This is a genomic window from Larkinella punicea (assembly GCF_003334855.1).
Lineage (GTDB): Bacteria > Bacteroidota > Bacteroidia > Cytophagales > Spirosomataceae > Larkinella > Larkinella punicea.
Genome location: NZ_QOWE01000022.1, coordinates 102,363 through 122,530 on the forward strand (window position 1 = coordinate 102,363; position 20,168 = coordinate 122,530).

Consider the following 20,168-nt stretch of genomic DNA (forward strand, 5'->3'; position numbering starts at 1 on the left):
AAATCCATGTCACACGAAAAATTTCTAGGCTGCATCGAAGCCTGCCAGGCCTGCGCCGTTGCCTGTGACCATTGCGCCAATGCCTGTCTGATGGAACCCAACGTTCAAATGCTGGTGGAGTGCATTCGCCTGGATCGGGCCTGCGCCCTCATTTGCCAGACTGCCGTAACCTTTATGGCTTCCAATAGCCCCTTGACTACGCAGGTTTGTGAACTTTGTGCCCGTATTTGTGAAGCCTGTGCGGCCGAGTGTGAAAAGCACGCCCACCATCATGAACACTGCCGCCAGTGCGCTGAAGCTTGCCGCAGGTGCGCTGAAGCTTGCCGGAACCTAAGCATAGCGGTGTAATGCAAAACAACGAATCCTTATAACATCGTCTGTCGGGAAGTAAGTGGGCTCAGAAAGATCCCTTTCCTCGGTAGGAAAGGTTAATCTGTAAAAGTGGTACAAAACTTTTACCTTCACTAATTAACTACCTAATCATCAGGTACTTGTTTTCGTATTTTTGTTCCCTTTAATTAGATTGAGGAGTTTATAGACCGTAGCGGAGGAAGGAATGGAGAAAGCCTACATGTTGTCCCGAATGGTCAGGCCTTCCTGATAAGCACTAAAAACCATCGGTGCGATTTTGGGTATATTTGCAGAAACGTAGGCCATGGCGCGATAAATCATCACCAGTTGCTATTGCTGAGTCTGACAGTGGCTTTTACGTGGATAGTATCCAACTACATAGGGGCAAAAATCCAAATCATTTTGTAAGAGCTACTTTTGCTTTTCGTTAACATTGTTTTATAAGCCCCGAACCAGATTCCAGCAAAAAAACGTGTAGGTTTGTTGAAATCCTTTGGTGACAAAAAGAAAAAATGATGAAACACATACCTGCATCCGCTTTATTGATTTTTCTTTTTTGCACTTCCCTTTTCTTCTGACTTGTCAGAAGAAAAGGGAAGTGAATCATAAATAATAGCTGCCGGGCAACCAAAACTGATAAAAACTCAAGGCTCACAACCCGCTGACAATGTTCTTTGTAGTCTACAGGACTAAGCAGGTAACCTTTGGTTCGGCACAAAGGACGACGGTGTTTATAAATATGACGTGAAATCGTTTAGCCAATTTAATTTGATCCATCACACCGTGTTGGTTTGAATGACCCATATCTGCCGAACTCGTATCCCGGGGCAGATTTTCCACGGTCTGTTCTTCCTTTTATTGAGCGGGTCGTGTCGGTTGGAGCGGTACCCTGTGGGTGATGCTGATACTGCCCAAAAGAGAAGTTGACCAAACCTCACTGAGTCAGAATAAGGAGTAAGATTATTTTCATCATGCCAATTCAAACTATAAAATAAAAAAGCAGCACAGGCTTCTTGTGATCAGCCCGTGCCGCTTCTATGTAGTAAATAAGCCGGTTGATTCGTACCCTACCTAATCAGAACAGTAGGATAACCCAGCTGATTAAAAAGTGTCCTGCTAAACGGCTTGTAATATTTAGCGTTAAAGATTACAAAATTACTCCCTTATAACTTAGTTACCTTAAGTCTTAGACTGTTGGTAACCACCGAAACGGAGCTTAAAGCCATAGCTGCCCCGGCAATCATGGGGTTGAGCAAAAAGCCATTAAACGGAAAAAGGAGACCAGCCGCGATAGGAATGCCAATCACGTTATAGATAAAGGCCCAAAATAGATTTTGCCGAATGGTCTGCACGGTTTTTTTCGAGAGTTGTAATGCCTTTGGGATACTTCCTAAATCGGACGTAATCAACGTCATCTTGGCGACATCCATGGCAATATCTGATCCGCGTCCCATCGCGATACTCACATCCGCTTGCGCCAGTGCCTGGGAGTCATTAATGCCATCCCCAACCATCGCCACCACTTTTCCTTGGCTTTGTAGCTGTTTGACAAATTCGGCTTTATCATTCGGTAAGGCTTCAGCACGGAAGTCTGTAACACCTACTTCCTGCGCCACAGCCGATGCCGTTTGCCGATTATCACCCGTCATCATATAGACCTCGATACCACGGCGTTGCAAGGTCTGAATGGCTAACCGGGAAGTCTCTTTGATGGGATCGGCGATCGCAATGATGGCTTTGACGGAGGTTTTATCGAAGAAATAAACGACCGTTTTTGCCTGATTCTGCCAGCGATCAGCCAACTCATTCGCCTGCGGAATCGTCTTAATTCCTTCCTCTGCCAGCAAGCGGGGATTGCCAACGAAGTATTTCTCTCCCTGATAATAACCCGTGACACCGCGACCCGTTAGGCTCTCAAAGCCATCCAACTGAGCTCCTTTGATGCCATCCGCTTTCAATCTTTCCAGTACCGCTTCCGCAAGCGGGTGTTCCGATTGAGCTTCCAGGGCGAACAATACTTCATGAAGGTAAGTAGTGGTTGTTTTGGGCATAAACCATTCCAGATCGGTTACTTTTGGTCGGCCTTCCGTGATGGTTCCCGTCTTATCTAGAATCACGGCATTTACTTTATAGCCTAGTTCGAGGCTTTCTGCATCTTTAATGAGGATGTTGTTTTCGGCTCCTTTGCCAACACCAACCATGATGGCCGTTGGAGTAGCCAGCCCCAGGGCACATGGGCAGGCAATCACCAGGACCGTGACTGACGTTAGTAAAGCATGGGTAAACGCATTATCACCACCAACAATCATCCAGGTGACAAATGTTAGCAGCGCAATTCCAATCACCACCGGAACAAAGATGCCTGCGATTCGGTCTACCAACTTCTGTACCGGGGCTTTACTACCTTGCGCTTCCTGAACCATTCGAATGATTTGGGCCAGTATGGTATCGCCACCTACCCTTTCAGCCTGGAATCGAAAAGCTCCTTTTTGATTGATGGTCCCGGCGAAAACCTTTTCACCTTCCTTTTTTTCGACGGGTACCGGTTCGCCGGAAATCATGCTTTCGTCAACATACGAGTAACCTGAATAAACGACGCCATCCACCGGAATCTTTTCGCCGGGTCTCACAATTACAATTTGCCCAACCCGGACCTGGGCAATCGGTATTTCGCGCTCGATCTCCTCTTCGATAATACGTATCGTTTTAGGTTGCAGGCCCATGAGTTTCTTCAAGGCCGATGATGTATTGGATTTGGCTTGTTCCTCCAGTAACTTTCCCAGTGAGATGAAGGCAATGACGACCGCTGCCGCTTCATAATAGACGTGTGGATGGACTCCGCGGCTATGCCAGAAATCAGGATTGACAGTGTTAAAAACACTAAACAGAAAAGCGATTCCGGTTGAAAGGGCGACCAGCGTATCCATATTGGCCTTTCCGTGACGAGCCTGTTTCCAGGCATTGACAAAAAACGGGCGGCCCAGGTAGAATACCACTGGTGCTGATAAGGCCATCATGATCCAGTTGGCATAGGGCAGCGATCCGGAGTCCCCGTCCATAAAGAACATACCAATAACGACAACCGGAATCGAGAGGATAACCGCCCAAAGAGTTCGTTTTTTTAAGGCTTTATAGTTTCGCTGCTGGGCTTCTTGTTGTACCTGCTGGGGATTTTCCTCATCAATAATAAGATCATAACCGATTGATCGAATCGCATTCTGTAACGCCTGCTGAGTCACCGCTTTGGGGTCATACTCCACTGTCGTTGACTGGTTAGCATAGTTTACGGATGCATCAACGACGCCTGGCGTATTTTTAAGCATCGATTCCACACTGATGGCGCAGGCGGCACAGGTCATTTCCAGTACCGGATAGTTTTTTTTCACAACTCGACCCCCTCGGTTTTTGACCGGTGAGGGAGCTATATCTTCAGGATTGACTTTCATAGCTGTTCACTTTTAACCTTTATGAGGCAAAATTACTAAGCTGGCCAAGTGGGGACGTTATATAATACCGGGAGATATTTTGTAATATTTAAGTATTGATCGAGGCATTTATCCAAAATCGAGATGGCCCCTTCCAGGTATTTTAGTCACCGGCTTACGTTTTCGACAAATAAGTATGAATGGTATCATAATCGAAAGTGTGAGATTAAATACAGGTTGCCCGGTTTATAGAATAGGTTTCATTTGCCAACCAGTTGTAAGAATTGAGCTAAATCAGCTCCGGTCATATCGGCAACTTTCATTGAAAAAAACTTCTCTTTGGCCGCATTTCGTTCGGCAAGCCTGTATTGGCTGACTAGCTCCTGAATCATTTGTGGGTTATTAATAGCAAGGCCAAGTAGTAACATGGGGTTGCTTTCGCCATTGGTGCGATACAATTTATAATCAGAGGCCCTGGTTTTTATATGCTTCTCACCAAATTCCAGTAGTTTTCGAATAGCTGATAGAACCGAATCACTATCTGCTTGCGAATAATGGCCTTTTTGAACCTGTTGTTGCAATTCGCCATGGTTAACTTTAACAATTAATTTTTCAATACCTTCTAATTCTTCTCTGCTGATCTGAGGTTCCATTTTATTTTCAGTACGGTTGGTCTGTATTGGATAGTAAGCTCTTATTGGTGATAATCCTAAGAGTTCATGTGTTCCGCTATTCGATGGCGAATTTCATCGCGTTCTACTTTAATCATTTTAAAGTGAGAAGGTGACAATCCCGTGACTTGTTTAAATTGGTTCGACAAATGCTGGAGACTGCTGAAGCCGGTTCGATAGGCAATTTCCGATAGGGTCAGGTCAGAGTAAACCAGCCATTCTTTTACTTTGTCAAGTCTTTTTTCAATGGTGTATTTTTCAATTGTAATCCCCTCATACCCAGAAAATAGCGAGCTTAATGTGTCGTAGTCCACGCCCGTTTTCTCTTCAAGCAGGTCGGAATAACGGACTTTATTGTCACCTAAATCATATCGTTGCAAGGTTTCTTGGATGAGGTCTTTTACCAGTTGAATGAGTTCAGCCTTCCGATCAACCAATAAGGAAAATCCCAAGGTCTCTAATCGCTTACTGAGTTCGTGTAACTGCTTCGTATTGATAGAGGAGACGGCTGCCACACCTAGTTGAACGTCGGTTGGTACCAACCCCAAGGCCTTCAATTCCCCTTCGACGGCTTGGATGCATCGTCCGCAAACCATACCCCGTATCCGCAATTCTGTATTCATCCCCTTTAATTTTAAGCTAAGTCTACGTTGAAGAACTGCACATTAATCGGTAATAAGAGTTGCCATCTGGCATAGCTATTATCAAGCAATTGTCTGATCTTGAAATTGGGCCATAGAACTCATTCAAAACGCTTATATCAAGGGCAACAGTGGCTGATATGCTGCATGGTTTTGAAGCTGGTTTGCCACTACAAATGTATACCGACCTAGTTTATGTACTGTTGTAAAATTTTGTGTGTAACTTATAAGATTATAGCTACTTGATACGATAAGCTATTTTGAATTACAAGGATGTAGATCGTTGAAATAAAAAACATAGGCAAAAATTTTATAAGTGAGAGCCCGAACCTTGTAAAGCAATTGGTCCCTCTTTCGAGTTACTTTGTATATCGAATCATTGTCATACTCGATTCCAAGATGAAACATCAACATCACTATTGGTTGCATGGCTTGTCCAAACCCCATGAAGTGGAAGCAGTTCGGGTTGCTCTCCAAAAACACCCCGACATACTGGATGCGGAGGTTACGTTAAATCCGCCCCAGGTATTCGTTACCGTTGAAAAACATCCCATCTTGGCGGAACTTCAGCAGGTAGTTTCTACTGTAGGGTCATTTCATCTGATGGAAGTCGAAAAGGGGAATGAAACGACCACGCACCCCCATCATGGCTCGCATCACCAGGCCGCGGAGGGAGAAGCACCAGTTGCCCACGATACTCGGAAAAATAATCCAAACCAGACACCCGATCACCTCAAGGAGCCGCCCGCTGTGCAGCAGTCCCAACAGCATATCGGGCATGATGATCACAGCGGTCCGATGGACACGGACCCTGGTAGCGTAGGGAAAGTCGACGTGATGAATCATGATCACCACCAGAGTCATTCCCATTCCCATGGGAGTTCAATGAATCATGAGGGACATACCGGCCATGATCATGGTGCCATGATAGCCGATTTTCTGCGTCGATTTTGGGTATGCCTGGTTCTTTCTGTACCCGTCATAGCCTTTTCCATGATGTTTCAGGAAGTGGCGGGCTATCACCTGGATTTTCTCTATCGCGACTGGATCGTCATGAGCTTGGCAACGATCATTTATTTTTACGGTGGCTGGCCGTTTCTGACCGGTTTGATCGGTGAGATCCGCAGGCGTCAACCCGGAATGATGACCTTGGTAGCGGTCGCTATAACCGCAGCCTACGCCTACAGCATGGTGGTCGCCCTGGGTATTCTGCCGGGCATGGATTTCTTTTGGGAGCTGGCTACCCTGATTGATATTATGTTGCTGGGCCATTACCTGGAAATGAAATCCGTTGCCGGAGCCTCACGCTCACTGGAATTGATTGTTAAAATGCTTCCTTCCGATGCCCATTTAGTGAATGGCGATGGAATTCGTGACGTCAAAGTTGACCAGCTTACCATTGGTGATATTGTTTTGGTACGTCCCGGTGAGCGGATTCCGACCGATGGTGAGGTGGTTGAAGGGAACAGCTTTGTCAATGAAAGTATGCTGACGGGGGAGAGTGTGCCGGTGCAGAAAGAGCAACAAGATACCGTCATAGCCGGGGGCATCAATGGCGAAGGCGCTCTAAAAGTGAAAGTAACCCACCAAGGGGCAGACAGTTACCTCAACAAGGTTGTTAAGCTGATTCAGGAGGCTCAGGGTGCGAAATCCCAAACCCAAACGCTGGCCGACCGGGCGGCCGGATGGTTAACCCTAATTTCTTTAACCGTAGGGGTCATTACACTATTGTTCTGGCTGTTCAGCGGCAAGGACACGGCATTTGCTGTCGAACGAATGGTGACCGTCATGGTTACGTCCTGTCCGCATGCCCTGGGAGTGGCGATTCCCCTGGTCGTGGCAATTTCCACCGCTATTTCCGCGCAAAAAGGTTTGTTGATCCGAAACCGAACAGCTTTTGAAGAGTCCCGTAAAATAACAGCGATGGTTTTCGATAAAACAGGCACCTTAACGGAAGGACAATTCGGTGTGACCCGCGTCGTGTCACTCGTGGATCAGGTAGATGAAACGGCATTGCTTCGCACAGCCACAGCCCTGGAGCAACAATCGCAACACCCCATCGCCCAGGGTATTGTACGGGAAGCAAAGACCCGTAACCTGGCACCACTTTCCATTAGTGACTTTCAGTCGATTACGGGGAAGGGCATTTCAGCCACCGTGGATGGAAAAAAAGTGGCCGTAGTGAGTCCCGGCTACTTAAAAGAACATGGGATCGAATTGCCCAAAGGCGCCTATAGCAGTGGAGCGGAGACAGTTGTCTTTGTTCTGCAAGATCAACAAATAATTGGATTCATTGCACTGGCTGATACGATTCGATCAAACTCTAAAGAAGCCGTACAACGTTTGCAGGAAGCGGGTATCAAAGTCTATATGGCGACGGGTGATAATCAAAAAGTGGCCGATGCCGTGGCGAAGGAATTGGGTCTGGATGGGGTTTTTGCTGAGGTGTTGCCGGATCAAAAAGTTCGAATTGTAAAAGACTTACAGCAAAAAGGTCAATTTGTGGCAATGACGGGTGATGGGGTCAATGATGCACCGGCCCTGGCACAAGCCAATGTGGGCATCGCCGTTGGGTCGGGAACGGATGTAGCGGCAGAAACCGCCGACATTATACTGGTCAACAGCAATCCTACCGATATTACCAATCTGGTTGAGTTCGGCAAAGCCACTTACCGAAAAATGATTCAAAATCTTATTTGGGCCACGGGGTATAATGTGGTCGCTATTCCATTGGCTGCCGGGGTTTTATACCCCAATTTTGTCCTGAGCCCGGCGCTGGGTGCTGTCCTGATGAGCGCCAGCACGGTGATTGTTGCGTTGAACGCCCAATTATTAAAACGTGAGATAAATTAATAATCGTAAGAGTGAGTTTTAAATTAGGTTAACTGTTTTTGTGACTTTGCCAATCGTCGCACTAAAAAGTGGGTATTGGCGGTAGATTTAACGTGGCAAACCGATCCGTGTCGAATCTGAATTTCACCTCTCATGCGAATCCAATTCACCTAGCCATCTTATATCCCGTACTATTTTCGCCACTGTACACTACTAAAGCAGATTTGGCAAACGATAGTCGAGCATTTGGTAAAAGGTGAACGCCAGTGGCAAGGTCGCCAGCCTCTACCCAGTCGAGTACTTTCGAGTACTTGTAGACTGGACTTGCTACATTTGACTGGAGACTTTTTTTAGGCAGATTTGGGACAAATCTAAAAGTAGCCATGAAAAAAAGGCGTGTATTTGACCGCACCGCCGGACCGGAAGTATTTAAAGAAATGGCCCCGGGCCGGCGGACCGGTCGAGTTATCCTATGCAAAAAACTCCTTTCAGGAAGCGGCTCGTGAACTCGGTATCGACTTGGACCTGTTGATTATTTTAGGTACAGTTGAGGCAGGTCATTACGTTGGCATAGAAGTAGAGCAGGTTAGAGTTGACTATTGAGAGTGAGAATGTCCTTTCAATCCACCTTGTCGGAGCGTAAGTTCACCACTGAGCAAGTATCCTCCCGAAGTAACCACTATTTCTCCATCATGAATACCTTTAACTACTTCTACTTCTTGCTTATTCTCAATCCCCGTTTGAAGCATTCGGCGTTCAAACATTCCCTCGCCGGTTTTTACCCATGCCACGGTCATCGTGCCAATAACTAACGAGGACTTCGGAATGACCAACGCCCTTCTTCCGTTTCGATTAAAATTCACGTAGGCCATCATCCCTGGCTTTATTTTTAAGTCAGTATTGACGATCCGGAAACGGGCCAGGTTTATTTTTTGATTTTCCTCCAATTTGGGATTGTTAAACACCAACTTGCCAACGTAGATCCGGGAGGGGGAAGCTTCGAAATGGAGCATTACTTTTGGCTGTTGATCCATATACTGCACCTCGTTGGAATAGAGTTGAGTTTCAATCCACAGTGTCTGCAAATCGGCCAGTGTGAAAAGGGGAGATCCAATTTCTACGTACTGTCCTTCTTTCACCTGTAAATCTATCAGGTAGCCCGAAGCAGGACTATAATAAGTAATAATAGCAGGTGGCGTATCTGTGCTGGCAATTTGGTGGACTTGGTATTCGGTGAGGCCTAACAATAGTAATTTTCGTTTAGCGCCTTCCTGAATTCGCCTACTTATCAGTTGGCTACTTGGTGCATCAGCAGCCAACTGCTGGAGGGCGAATCGGTATTCATTGATGTAAATCAATAACTCCTCACTATACATTTGGTAGAGTGCCTGACCTTTCATCACAGCTATCCCCGGGTTTCGCACAAGAAGTTTTTCAATTCTTCCTTTCACCCGGGCACTTACGACGGTTATGGCTTCCTGGTCCACAGCAGCTATGCCCACCAAGTTGTCGAACTGAGAAATAGACTTCTGTTTCGCCGTATCTAATTTTAAAGCAGCCAATAAGCTTGGCAAGGCTTCCAAATGTAACGTATCACCTTCTATGGCTGGATGAGTTTCCGGTCCAGTCTTATGGGTTTTGTGGCCGGTGTGAGGTGTCGGTACATTTTGCTTAGGTTGCCCTTCCGGGGAGGTGGATATACCGCAACCGATGACCCACCACAACAGGCCGCAAATGATAGGCGAGGAACGAAATCCAATAGTTTTATACATCTGCACGGGAAATAAAGGCTAGAAAGGATAAACCGAAGGCTCAATATAACTTTCACTATCTACCAGATAGCCAGCTTCCTGGGCAATCTCCTCTTGTCCATTTAGCCCTTGAAGTATAGGTATGTAGCCGTCTTGCGGTACACCTGTTAATACCTGGCGGGCTTTAAAACGCTTCTTGCCGCTTGGTGTTTTACCCGCATATACCCAAATAATCTTTCGTCGTCCTAGGTCATACACGCTCGATACAGGCACAACGAAGAGGCTTGAAGATCGCGGAATAAGTATCCCGCTCACCAGAGCGTTTATCTTTAACCGGTGGCTTGAATTGTTTAGATAAATCCTTACTTGCGTAAACTTTTGGTTTTTTTGAAAAATTGGCTCAATAAAGTTAACTCTTCCGGCTAACTTCTGATTCGGCACCAGATCGCTGTATAATATCACTGGATCGTTTAATCGGACATCAAAAGACATTCGGGTTTCGTAGGATCCAATTGCCCAAAGAATGTTTAAATCATTTACTGAAAATAAGGTTTGCCCGGTATTTACATAGTTTCCCTCCCGTAGTTCATCGTTCCTATAAGTGCTGTATGAGGTCACCTCCTCAGAATTACTATTCATCTTTTTCATGCCATTGGGTTCTGTTTCGGAGCCACTGTCGCCCATGGAGGTTTCTGCATCTAATGCGGTTTCAAAAAGGATATACCCCTGATAGGGACTATGAACAGCAATCGTTTCAGTAAATTTCCCCGTTTTTTCTAAATGACCTATTTGGTCATCTGATAGCCCTAACAGCCGGAGTTTTTCCCGTCCTTTCTCAATAAGGTTAGGATCGTTATCGGATTGCAAAAGGTACAGAAACTCGGCTTGGTAGGTGTTAATTTCTGGACTATAAAGGTCCATGATTTTATCGCCTTTGTGAATGAACTGATAATTGTATTTATAGTAGAGTTTTTCTATCCGACCTCCTACCCGAATGGCTACTTTATTGTTCCGACGACTATCGTAAGTAAGATATCCCTTAATAGGAACACGGAGATTGTGTGGTACAAACTTTGGTTTAACCAGCGTCTGGTTGGAAATAACAGTGTGATTAGTGGATTGAGCGATGTCTTCCATTAACTGCACTTCCTGCGGATTCAATAGATCTAAAGACGAAGGATGCTCGCCAGACAGGTGTTCTTTTTGAGTGCAACCTACCGGGTAAGATAGCATCAATAGGAACAGAATTATTTGTTTCCAGGAAAAAGGATAAAAGCAACCTATGGAAAACATTTGCTTTGATTTTTGAATAATCGTGTTTATATCGGGTAAAAGAACCGATTAATTCTCCACAGTGAGAAAAGAAAGCCTGCCCTGCCGCCGAAACTCCCAGATTTTTACAAGTGAAAAGATCACGGGTAAGATAATTAAGGCATATATTGTTGCCGTAACCAGACCAAAAACATACGGGTATGTTATGGGCTTCATGATGTCGCTACCTACCCCCGTTGAAATCAAAACCGGGAATAAACCAATCATGTCCACCACTACCGTCATCAATACGGGCCGAATTCGTAAAACAGCTCCTGCAAAAATTGCATTTTCAATATCGGTTTCGGATAGCGTTTCCTGGCGCTGCCCCTTCTGCCGAACTAAGTTTCCCAAGGATTGATTCATGTAGACCAGAATTAATACACCCGTCTCTACGGCTACCCCAAAGAGTGCAATAAAGCCGACCGCTACCGCCACTGAAAAATTTACCTGAAAGAAATGCAATGAGTATACGCCCCCCATTAAGGCAATAGGTACACTGCTTAGCACAATTAATACTTCTCGTAATGATTTGAACGTCAGGTATAGGACCAAAGTGATGATAAGGAGCACGATGGGAATAATGAAAGTCAGTCGTTGTTGGGCTCTGACTTGATTTTCATATTGCCCGCTCCACTGGATGAAGTACCCTTGCGGTAGTGTTTTAAACTGCTCTTCAACGCGAAGTTTAGCCTCTTTCACCACACTACCCATGTCCCTGCCTCTTACGTTAAAGAGTACCGTTCCCCGTAGCAATGCGTTTTCAGAATTAATCATTGGTGGCCCTTCGGTCACTCGGATATCCACAACGGAGGAAAGGGGAATGGTACCATATTGCTCCGTAAGGATTGGAATTCGTTTAATTTCAGCAATATCGTTCCTATAGTCCTGCCCAAGGCGCAGATTTACATTGAAGCGACGGCGACCCTCCACGGTACTGGTTAAATTCGCCCCGCCCAGGGCGGTTTCTATGATCATTCCTACATCTTCCTCATCAAGGCCGTACCGGGCAATCTCCTTGCGTTTCATGGCTAATTCAAGGTATTTTCCACCCATCAACTGCTCGACGTATAAATCCTGTAATCCCTCCACGCCTTTGATGACTTTTTCTATCTGTAAAGACAGGGAGTAGATGGAATCAAGGCGCTGCCCGTACACCTTGATGCCCACATCGGTGCGGATACCGGTTGACAGCATATTAATTCGGTTGATGATGGGCTGCGTCCAGCCCACTGAGACCCCCGGAATTCTTATTTTATTGTTCATTTCCTGGATTAACTTCTCCTTTGTCATTCCTTCCCGCCACTGGTCACGGGGTTTAAGGATGATAATGCTTTCAATCATGCTGATGGGAGAGTTGTCGGTAGCCGTGGAGGCACGTCCGGCCTTACCTAAGATGTTTTCCACCTCCGGAAAACTTTTAATAATCCGGTCCTGCACTTGTACGATTCGCTTGGCTTCTGAGTTGGAAACATCGGGAAGAGCAACTGGCATCAATAGCAAGGAGCCTTCATCCAAAGGGGGCATGAATTCAGAACCGGTATTTATCAGGATAGGAATACTTCCCAACAGCGTCAGTAGAACCAAGGCAAGTGTAGTTTTTTTCCACTTCAGACCTAAATGCACGGCGGGGCTGGCAAGGTGAATAAAAAAGTTAGAAACCGGATTACGACTTTCTGGGATTAATCTTCCTTTTAGGAAAATCCGTAGTAACATGGGGATAATCAGCAAAGTGACAACTGCCGAACCGCCCATGGTAAACGTTTTGGTCAAAACAAGAGGGCTAAATAGCTTTTTTTCTTGCCCGGTTAGGAACAGAATGGGAGAGAATGAAATTAAGGTGACAAGTATGGAGGAAAATACAGCTCTGCCAATCGTTCGGCTCGATTTTTCAATAATATCAATTCTATCTTGTTCTTTGAGTTCCTTCGTATGACCGATACGATGCTTTGGATTAGCCATGGTAGTTATTCTTTGCTTTAGTAATCCAGCTTTTGCTCATCAATGTCGAGTACCTCATTTGTTAATTGCTTATAAGCGTTCTCTACCATCACAATGCCTGAATCGACTAAATCACCCACCGCTAATGCTACCCCTCCCAATGACATAATATTGGAAGTTATCCCAAATATTTTCATGAGTATAAATCCGATCAGGATGGAAAATATAATGCTGAGAATAGCTACCAGGCCTCCTCCCCAATGGAAGAGAAACAACAATACAATGACCGATACCACCACGATTTCTTCCGTAATAGTCTCTCGTAACGTATCAATGGCGGCCAGAATGAGGTTGCTTCTGTCATAGGCCACTTGAAAGGATACTCCTGGTGGAAGCCCTTTTTCCACTTCCTGAAGTCTTGACTTGACCCGTTCAATTACATCTTTGGCATTCTCGCCGTACCGCATTACGACAATGCCACCGACGACTTCTCCCTCGCCATTCTCTTCGATAACTCCAAGCCGGATATCTCCGCCCATTTGCACAGAGGCTACGTCTTTCACTGTGATGGGAATGGATTTATACATTCCCAACCGGATATCTTCAATGTCCTCCATGCTTTTCAGATACCCCAGCCCTTTCACCATATATCCGGCCCGGTTCATTTCAAAAAGACTTCCCCCCACATCGCGGTTATTCCGGGTAATGGCTTGAATGAGGGACATAAAGGAAATATTATAATAGACTAACTTATTAGGGTCTATAGTCACCTGGTATTGCTTCTGGAATCCTCCGAATGAGGCAATTTCTGCTACCCCCGGAACATTTTGAAGAGCAAATTTGACATACCAATCCTGGACCGCTCGAAGTTCACCCAAATCATAGCCTGGAGCCTTCAGCGTGTACCAGAAGACATGCCCGATCCCCGTGCCATCCGGGCCGAGCGTTGGGGTGATACCGGGAGGCAGTAAGCGAGCAGCATAATTGAGCCTTTCTAATACCCGTGAGCGTGCCCAGTAGATTTCTACATCGTCATTGAAAATGACAAAAACGAAACTCATTCCGAACATGGACGACGCCCTTATATTTTTTATGTTCGGAATACCCTGCAGATTGGCTACCAAAGGATACGTAATCTGGTCTTCCATTATCTGCGGGTTACGCCCCATCCATTCGGTATAAATGATCACCTGATTCTCAGAAAGATCCGGAATGGCATCCACGGGGGTCTCCCAGATAGCATATACACCACCTGACAGGATAGCGATAATCAGTAGCAGCACCATGAACCGATTGTGGATAGACCAGGTAATAATTTTTTCGATCATATCATGAGCTCAATTAGAAAAGGAAAGCGATAGATATCACTGACTGGTAGGTTCAATTTTGAAGGTCAGCTCTAATAAACATTAGTCATTATCAATTGAACCTTTTAGGCAAAAAGCTGCACTGATAGCCTTCTTTTGAAATGAAATGGAGACTTTGCCTGCCATGACATGACGTTGATAAACTATTTGTGTACGGGCGAATTCTAGAGAGTGCTGAAAATCAAAAAGTGGTGGGTGCAATCGAACCGTAATGGAAATATTCTGCTTTTAGAAATCGCAAACACGGCTTGGGTAGAATTATGCTTCATTTCCCTTCAGACAAAATGGGTGTTTCCCAACTGGCCAGCTCATCGGCAAAATCTAACTCCTCTCAAGCCGTAATACAAGTAACAAAAACATCGGACACACCAAGTTGCCGGAAGTCGTTCATTACCGGAAGCCGCACGAGCGGCCCCGCAAAATTTAGTCTCTTCACTTTCTGTCAGGTAGATACCGAGCAGTTCTTTTTCCCCTTTCAAACTTAAGCCAATGACGCTATACAATACGCGGGAAACTACGTTGCCTTTCAGCTGAATTTTATAAGGAGCCTCCACATTTTGGTGATTAACGATGGCAGCCACTTATTTTTCTTGCAAGCGCAGGTGCATTTTACCCTGAAAAGCCGTTATTATGAAATGCTTCAGTAAAGGAGCAAATACGCCATTTCCATCGGTGAGAGTCTTGCCCGCGTACAGGGCTTTAATGGTCTGAGCCTGAAACTGGTCGAACGTGGTCGCCTACGCGGTCAAATTGCTCTGTCATGATACAACAACTGAATTGGAGTTAAGTTTCTGGTATTTGTTAACTTTTACTCCTGCTGATTAATGAACAGAATCTATTGCTTCGAAGCTAAAAAATGATGCAAATATATTTATGGCTTTTTGACATGTTGCTCCTGAAAACAGACCAAGGCACAGGCAGAACCTTTTAAGCTGCTGTGCACATTACCAATTTTCTTTCCCTTAGCGTCGTAAACATCACAGGTTTTTCCATTGTCTTTAATTGTTAACTCAATATCCCCATTGACATTATAGTACGTTTTGCCATCCTTACCCATACGGCCCATTTTTTTGTTGGTTTTGGCATCAATGAGATTGCCCTGGTTGTCGATAAAGGCAATTTTCTGGCCATGACTGTCCTGAATAATTTGGTCCTTCGTCACTTTGCCTATGGTGACTCCTCGTTCGTCTTTAATTTCCCCGTTATGCCCAATATGTTTGTAGTTCTGGCTTTGTGCAGATGAAGAAATGGAAACGGAAATGAACCCCAAAAGCAGCAGAATAAAAAAAGTGAATGATTTCATAGTTGTATGATGATAGAATTGGTTTCAGATGAAGGTCCTGAAAATTCGTATAGTGAGTAGTTCTAGAGAATTATCTCCTGATTCAACTTACATACGTTGTTTGGCCTGGTACAAAGGTGTATAGTTTTCTAAATCAATTAGCTGATCCTAATCATACAGAAATATGATATAGATTTTAGTCATAACCCTATAAAGGTTGTTTGGCTGATTAGTATCAGTAGCTTAATATACGACATGAATTAGGCTACTGATACTTCCGGATCCAAATACACATCCTGGATTGCATTCAAAAGCTTTACGCCTTCTTCAAACGGCCGCTGAAACGCTTTGCGGCCCGAAATCAGACCAGTCCCGCCCGCCCGCTTGTTGATGACAGCCGTGCGGATAGCGTCTCTTAGATCCGAGGCCCCGAGGGAGCCCCCTCCGGAATTAATAAGTCCTGCGCGGCCCATATAACAATTGGCTACCTGGTAGCGGCATAGATCAATGGGGTGTTTACTGCTGAGTTGGGTGTAAATCCGATCATCCGGTTTACCGTAACTACTCTCACCTGTATTGAGGGCTTGAAAGCCTCCGTTGATTTCCGGAAGTTTTTGTTTAATCAGGTCTGCCTGTAGCGTAACGCCGAGATGGTTAGCCTGACCCGTCAAGTCGGCGGCTACATGGTAATCCTCTCCTTTCCCTTTATTAAACGCGTTGTTTCTAAGGTAGCACCATAAGATAGTGGCCATTCCCAGGGAGTGCGCTTCTTCAAACGCCCGGGCAATTTCAACAATCTGCCGACCTGATTCCTCTGAGCCAAAATAGATCGTTGCGCCAATGGCAACAGCCCCCAGATTCCAGGCTTCCTTCACGGTTCCGAATGGGATCTGGTCGTACCTATTAGGGTAGGTTAGTAATTCATTGTGGTTTATTTTAACGATAAATGGAATTTTATGTGCATACTTCCGGGCCACAATACCCAGTGCTCCGAATGTGGTGGCGACTGCATTACAGCCGCCTTCCAGCGCCAACCGGATAATATTTTCGGGATCAAAATAGAGGGGGTTTCCGGCAAAAGAAGCCCCGGCGCTGTGTTCGACGCCCTGATCAATGGGAAGAATCGACAGATAACCGGTCCCGGTCAATTGGCCATGATTGAAGAGATGCCCTAGACTTCGAAGCACTTGAGGAGATCGATCAGACGGTACGAATATCCGGTCAATAAAATCAGGCCCCGGAAGGTGAAGTTGCTCTTTTGAGATGGTTTGGGACACATGGGTCAACAGACTTTCTGCCTCTTCGCCCAATAAATTGGTTATTTCTGATGTATTCATGGCTTCGCTAGTTAAGATAGAAAATTTAGCTTGCGGATAGATCGAACCAATCTGTCTTTCAAAACTTATTGAATAACCTCTTTGGTTTCCCCGCAGCTTAGCATCGCTTCCCCAAAATAAGGGTTGCGAATGATTTTTTGATCACTCAGCCAATAGCCTCCCTTGTTGTTTTGGGCCATGGGGCAGTACTGCCGGTAAGCAGGCTTATCAGTAATGCCAAACGCTTTCACACTCCGGTATAACTCATCCTCGAAACCGGCAAAAGCCGTACGCTGTTTTTCCAGATTATTCGTGGTGCGAATGATTTTCAGGGCCGCGTTCATAGTGCTTTCATGTTTCATCCATTCCTGATGCGTCGCACCGGAAAGTAAATTCATATCTACGCTGGAAATGGCCTTCTCCGCCCCACCCGCTGCGGTTTGGGCTTGCCGGGCATCCGACCGAATCAAGGCTTCGGTCAGTTTTAGTGAAGCCTCGTACACCAGGGTCAGTTGTTTTTTAAAGACGTCAGGCGTCTGCTGAACGTTGGTTGAAGCCGCTTGCGCTACGACAGGAGCTTTTTTCTGATTGGGAGCCGTTTGAACGTTCTCCTCATCGATTTTGGCCGTGATCGGATTAATCCCTTTTTTCAGAATCAATTCGCTGTAGAGCAGGTAAGCTCCCGACATGGCAATCTTTTCGGTACCGATTAAACCCTTCGTGATGGCCACGCGCTGGTCGGTTTCGGTGCCGATTTCGACCTTACGGGGCTGAAAGGTGCCCGTACTCGTCTGAATGAACACAACCGCTCCGTCGCCAGCCCGTACGACCGCATCCGTCGGCAGAGTCAGCCCACGCTGGATACCATGCCGGATGAATACCCGCGCCTGCTGGCCGGGCTGAAATTTACTGCCCGGATTAGCCAAAATCGCCCGCATCGTCAGCACCTGGCTTCCGGTTCGGTATTCCGGATTAATGAACGCAACCCGTGCCGTCAGATTCAGCCTTTCTTCGCTGCCGACCACCTCAACCCCAACCTGATCCCCGACTTTTATATAATTCGATTCGCCGGCGTAGAGATCAGCCTCCACCCAAAGTTGCCCCAGGTTCACCAAACGGTACAGCAAAGCCCCTTCACTCACGTACTGGCCTTCACTGGCCGCTACCTCCGTCACCGTTCCGCCAGCCGGAGCCACGAACGGGATGCGCGGTTGCACCTTTCGGGTGCGGGCCAACTGACGGATTTGATCGGGTGTCATGCCTGAAAGCCGTAGTTTTTGTTCGGCCGCTTTGCGAAACTGTTCATAACGAGGTTCCTTGAGTTCATTTTCCTGCTGAAGAGCCACCAGATATTCCTGCTGGTCGGTCAGGAGTTGTTCGCTATAAATTTCGTAAAGTACCTGCCCTTTGCGCACAAATTGGCCGGATTCCTTGACAACCAACCGCTCGATTCGTCCGGATACGCGACTGCTGATGACCTCAATTTGCTCCTGATTGGCTGCCAATCGGGCGTTGAGCACCGTTGCGTTGCTAATGCTGCCCGCCGAGACCGGTTGTACGGTTACGTTAGCGAGTTGCATTTGACTTTCACTCAGCATAATCGCGACGGCGGAACGGTCAGCCACTTTTCCACCGGTTTTGGTAACCGGTACTAAATCCATAGAACAAATTGGACACGTTCCCGGGGCACTCTGTATAACCTGCGGGTGCATCGGGCAGGTATATGTGGTTCCACCGGCCTGCTCAGGACCATGAGAATGTCCATCCGATCCACCAACCAGATGCGGGTGGGTATCGGCCTGAAGTTGAGTTGTATCCTTTGTTTTAGTCGCGGTTGATCCGCCCGACTGGCAGGCTGCATTCAGCAGCACCAGCAGAGCGGCTGATCCATATATCCATTGCCTGAGCATAGTTATTCGGTTGAATTAGAAACGTTGATAAAACTTTCACTATCAATCAAAAATTGGGCATTTCGGGCTACCTCCTGATCTTCCCTCAATCCGCCCCTAATGGCAATCCGATGACCAGAAACGCCACCGGTTTGTACACGTACCGGCTTAAAACTTCCATTCTGGCGAATAAATACCACCCGTTCGTTTCCTAAATCCAGCACGGCTGTCGCGGGCAGCCATAGCCCTTCCCGGGCCGGTTGTCGGATAATGGCGCGGGCTAATTGGCCCACGCGCTTATTTTTTCCTCCTGGAAGGTAAGCGCGGATTGTCACGAAGCTTGACGACGCCCCGGTGCCCCCATTCTCAAAAAAAGGCACAATGAAACTCACCCGGGCTGACTGTGAAGGCTGGCCAGCCTGGTCGAAGGATATGGTTAGCGGATCGCCTGGTTTGACCCCGGTCGCATCCCGGGCGTATAGCCGGAATTCTGCCCAAAGTCGGCTGGGGTCTACCACCCGAAATAGGGTTTGACCAGTCTGTACATACTGCCCCTGACGCAACAACAGCGGAGAAACCCGATCATTACCCATGCCAGCTGACGCGGGAGCGGGTTGGGTGAAGGTGATTTCATCCGAACCGCTACTCATGCCGTCGGCACTCATGCCGCCCGAAGCTTCGCTAGGTGGTGTCGATGCGGCTGGTACAGGCGCTGATTCTTCTACCACATACCCGTCGTAGGGACTAAATACCGCCAGCGAATAGCTAGGCTTGCCGGTCCTGATCAAGTCAGCAATCTGGTTATCGGTGACACCGAGCAACCTGAGTTTTTGTTTGGCGGAGCTTATCAAAGGCTGGTTATCTGCGTCGGCACTCACTAGGAAAAGTAGCTCCCTTTGGGCCGTAACGATATCGGGGCTATAGATTTCCAGCAGCTTCTGCCCTTTTCGAATGGGCTGGTAGTTATAGCGCACGAATAACTTTTCAACCCGACCGCCAAATCGGGTGGGAATGGTAAAAAGTCGCCGGGTATCGTAGGTAACAATGCCGTTAGCCTTCAACTCGACGGTTTCACGGCGTCGTTCGGGATGTACGGTCGATATCGTGGCCACCACAGCGGAGTTCGTGGGCTTGAGCAGGTTTTTTAAGTCCGTGTCAATTACTACGCTGTCGCCTGCACTGGCTTTCTTTACCAAATCCATTCCACAGATTGGGCAGCTTCCGGGCTTGTCCTGTACAATCTGCGGGTGCATCGGGCAGGTGTATTCCTCTTCCACGGACTGATGAGCGTGCCCCTGGTGTGTACCTTCGTTCAATTTGCGGGAATCACCTTCAAGTAATTTCTGCCCGTTCTTCGACTGGCAACCTACCAACAGTAGTCCGGTCATTAG

General features: G+C 46.7%; 13 protein-coding genes. 2 read left to right on the forward strand and 11 right to left on the reverse strand.

The genetic code is table 11. From position 1 onward, the window contains the following. The first annotated feature begins 6 nt into the window (after positions 1 to 6). Positions 7 to 348 carry a four-helix bundle copper-binding protein gene (locus DUE52_RS33230; protein WP_114408578.1) on the forward strand — a complete coding sequence of 114 codons (342 nt, stop codon included), beginning with the start codon at positions 7 to 9 and terminating at the stop codon, positions 346 to 348. Positions 349 to 1,514: 1,166 nt separating this feature from the next. On the opposite strand, the gene DUE52_RS23845 is transcribed toward DUE52_RS33230, so the two are convergent. The 3 genes from DUE52_RS23845 to DUE52_RS23855 all read right to left on the reverse strand — a co-directional run bounded on the left by DUE52_RS23845 (position 1,515) and on the right by DUE52_RS23855 (position 5,070). Continuing rightward, complete coding sequence (locus DUE52_RS23845; protein WP_374755922.1) at positions 1,515 to 3,797, reverse strand: heavy metal translocating P-type ATPase; 2,283 nt, start codon at positions 3,795 to 3,797, stop codon at positions 1,515 to 1,517. 239 nt (positions 3,798 to 4,036) lie between these two features. After that, positions 4,037 to 4,429, reverse strand: a complete 393-nt coding sequence (locus tag DUE52_RS23850) for a hypothetical protein (protein ID WP_114408579.1) — start codon at positions 4,427 to 4,429, stop codon at positions 4,037 to 4,039. 56 nt (positions 4,430 to 4,485) lie between these two features. Continuing rightward, positions 4,486 to 5,070 carry a helix-turn-helix domain-containing protein gene (locus DUE52_RS23855; protein ID WP_114408580.1) on the reverse strand — a complete coding sequence of 195 codons (585 nt, stop codon included), beginning with the start codon at positions 5,068 to 5,070 and terminating at the stop codon, positions 4,486 to 4,488. A gap of 903 nt (positions 5,071 to 5,973) precedes the next feature. On the opposite strand from DUE52_RS23855, the gene DUE52_RS23865 reads away from it, so the two are divergent. Continuing rightward, a complete protein-coding gene (locus DUE52_RS23865) occupies positions 5,974 to 7,941 on the forward strand; it encodes a heavy metal translocating P-type ATPase (RefSeq protein WP_374755923.1) in 1,968 nt (655 codons plus the stop codon). Positions 7,942 to 8,516: 575 nt separating this feature from the next. Here the strand turns inward: DUE52_RS23865 and DUE52_RS23875 are convergent. The 8 genes from DUE52_RS23875 to DUE52_RS23910 form a co-directional block, all read right to left on the reverse strand. Continuing rightward, positions 8,517 to 9,692 (reverse strand): efflux RND transporter periplasmic adaptor subunit, encoded by a 1,176-nt coding sequence (locus DUE52_RS23875; protein WP_114408583.1) that lies wholly within the window; start codon positions 9,690 to 9,692, stop codon positions 8,517 to 8,519. Positions 9,693 to 9,710: 18 nt separating this feature from the next. Beyond that, positions 9,711 to 10,964 (reverse strand): efflux RND transporter periplasmic adaptor subunit, encoded by a 1,254-nt coding sequence (locus DUE52_RS23880; RefSeq protein ID WP_114408584.1) that lies wholly within the window; start codon positions 10,962 to 10,964, stop codon positions 9,711 to 9,713. Positions 10,965 to 11,012: 48 nt separating this feature from the next. After that, positions 11,013 to 12,944, reverse strand: coding sequence for an efflux RND transporter permease subunit (locus tag DUE52_RS23885; RefSeq protein WP_114408585.1), 1,932 nt, complete (start codon positions 12,942 to 12,944; stop codon positions 11,013 to 11,015). 17 nt (positions 12,945 to 12,961) lie between these two features. After that, positions 12,962 to 14,251, reverse strand: coding sequence for an efflux RND transporter permease subunit (locus tag DUE52_RS23890; protein ID WP_114408586.1), 1,290 nt, complete (start codon positions 14,249 to 14,251; stop codon positions 12,962 to 12,964). Positions 14,252 to 15,161: 910 nt separating this feature from the next. Continuing rightward, the gene (locus DUE52_RS23895; protein ID WP_114408587.1) at positions 15,162 to 15,593 is read right to left on the reverse strand and encodes a 5-fold beta-flower protein; all 432 of its coding nucleotides are present in this window, start codon (positions 15,591 to 15,593) and stop codon (positions 15,162 to 15,164) included. Between the two features lie 239 nt (positions 15,594 to 15,832). Continuing rightward, positions 15,833 to 16,909 (reverse strand): class I fructose-bisphosphate aldolase, encoded by a 1,077-nt coding sequence (locus DUE52_RS23900; protein ID WP_114408588.1) that lies wholly within the window; start codon positions 16,907 to 16,909, stop codon positions 15,833 to 15,835. A 65-nt stretch (positions 16,910 to 16,974) separates the two neighbouring features. Next, positions 16,975 to 18,798, reverse strand: a complete 1,824-nt coding sequence (locus tag DUE52_RS23905; RefSeq protein WP_114408589.1) for an efflux RND transporter periplasmic adaptor subunit — start codon at positions 18,796 to 18,798, stop codon at positions 16,975 to 16,977. 2 nt (positions 18,799 to 18,800) lie between these two features. Next, positions 18,801 to 20,165, reverse strand: coding sequence for a heavy metal-binding domain-containing protein (locus tag DUE52_RS23910; RefSeq protein ID WP_229312285.1), 1,365 nt, complete (start codon positions 20,163 to 20,165; stop codon positions 18,801 to 18,803). Positions 20,166 to 20,168: the final 3 nt, after the last annotated feature.

Excerpts from the sequence above, each read along its gene's own strand:
- DUE52_RS23855 (WP_114408580.1), bottom strand. The coding sequence starts at position 5,070 with ATGAATACAGAATTGCGGATACGGGGTATGGTTTGCGGACGATGCATC.
- DUE52_RS23895 (WP_114408587.1), bottom strand. The coding sequence starts at position 15,593 with ATGAAATCATTCACTTTTTTTATTCTGCTGCTTTTGGGGTTCATTTCC.
- DUE52_RS23910 (WP_229312285.1), bottom strand. The coding sequence starts at position 20,165 with ATGACCGGACTACTGTTGGTAGGTTGCCAGTCGAAGAACGGGCAGAAA.
- DUE52_RS23890 (WP_114408586.1), bottom strand. The coding sequence starts at position 14,251 with ATGATCGAAAAAATTATTACCTGGTCTATCCACAATCGGTTCATGGTG.
- DUE52_RS23875 (WP_114408583.1), bottom strand. The coding sequence starts at position 9,692 with ATGTATAAAACTATTGGATTTCGTTCCTCGCCTATCATTTGCGGCCTG.
- DUE52_RS23900 (WP_114408588.1), bottom strand. The coding sequence starts at position 16,909 with ATGAATACATCAGAAATAACCAATTTATTGGGCGAAGAGGCAGAAAGT.
- DUE52_RS23850 (WP_114408579.1), bottom strand. The coding sequence starts at position 4,429 with ATGGAACCTCAGATCAGCAGAGAAGAATTAGAAGGTATTGAAAAATTA.
- DUE52_RS23885 (WP_114408585.1), bottom strand. The coding sequence starts at position 12,944 with ATGGCTAATCCAAAGCATCGTATCGGTCATACGAAGGAACTCAAAGAA.
- DUE52_RS23880 (WP_114408584.1), bottom strand. The coding sequence starts at position 10,964 with ATGTTTTCCATAGGTTGCTTTTATCCTTTTTCCTGGAAACAAATAATT.
- DUE52_RS23845 (WP_374755922.1), bottom strand. The coding sequence starts at position 3,797 with ATGAAAGTCAATCCTGAAGATATAGCTCCCTCACCGGTCAAAAACCGA.
- DUE52_RS23905 (WP_114408589.1), bottom strand. The coding sequence starts at position 18,798 with ATGCTCAGGCAATGGATATATGGATCAGCCGCTCTGCTGGTGCTGCTG.
- DUE52_RS23865 (WP_374755923.1), top strand. The coding sequence starts at position 5,974 with ATGAATCATGAGGGACATACCGGCCATGATCATGGTGCCATGATAGCC.
- DUE52_RS33230 (WP_114408578.1), top strand. The coding sequence starts at position 7 with ATGTCACACGAAAAATTTCTAGGCTGCATCGAAGCCTGCCAGGCCTGC.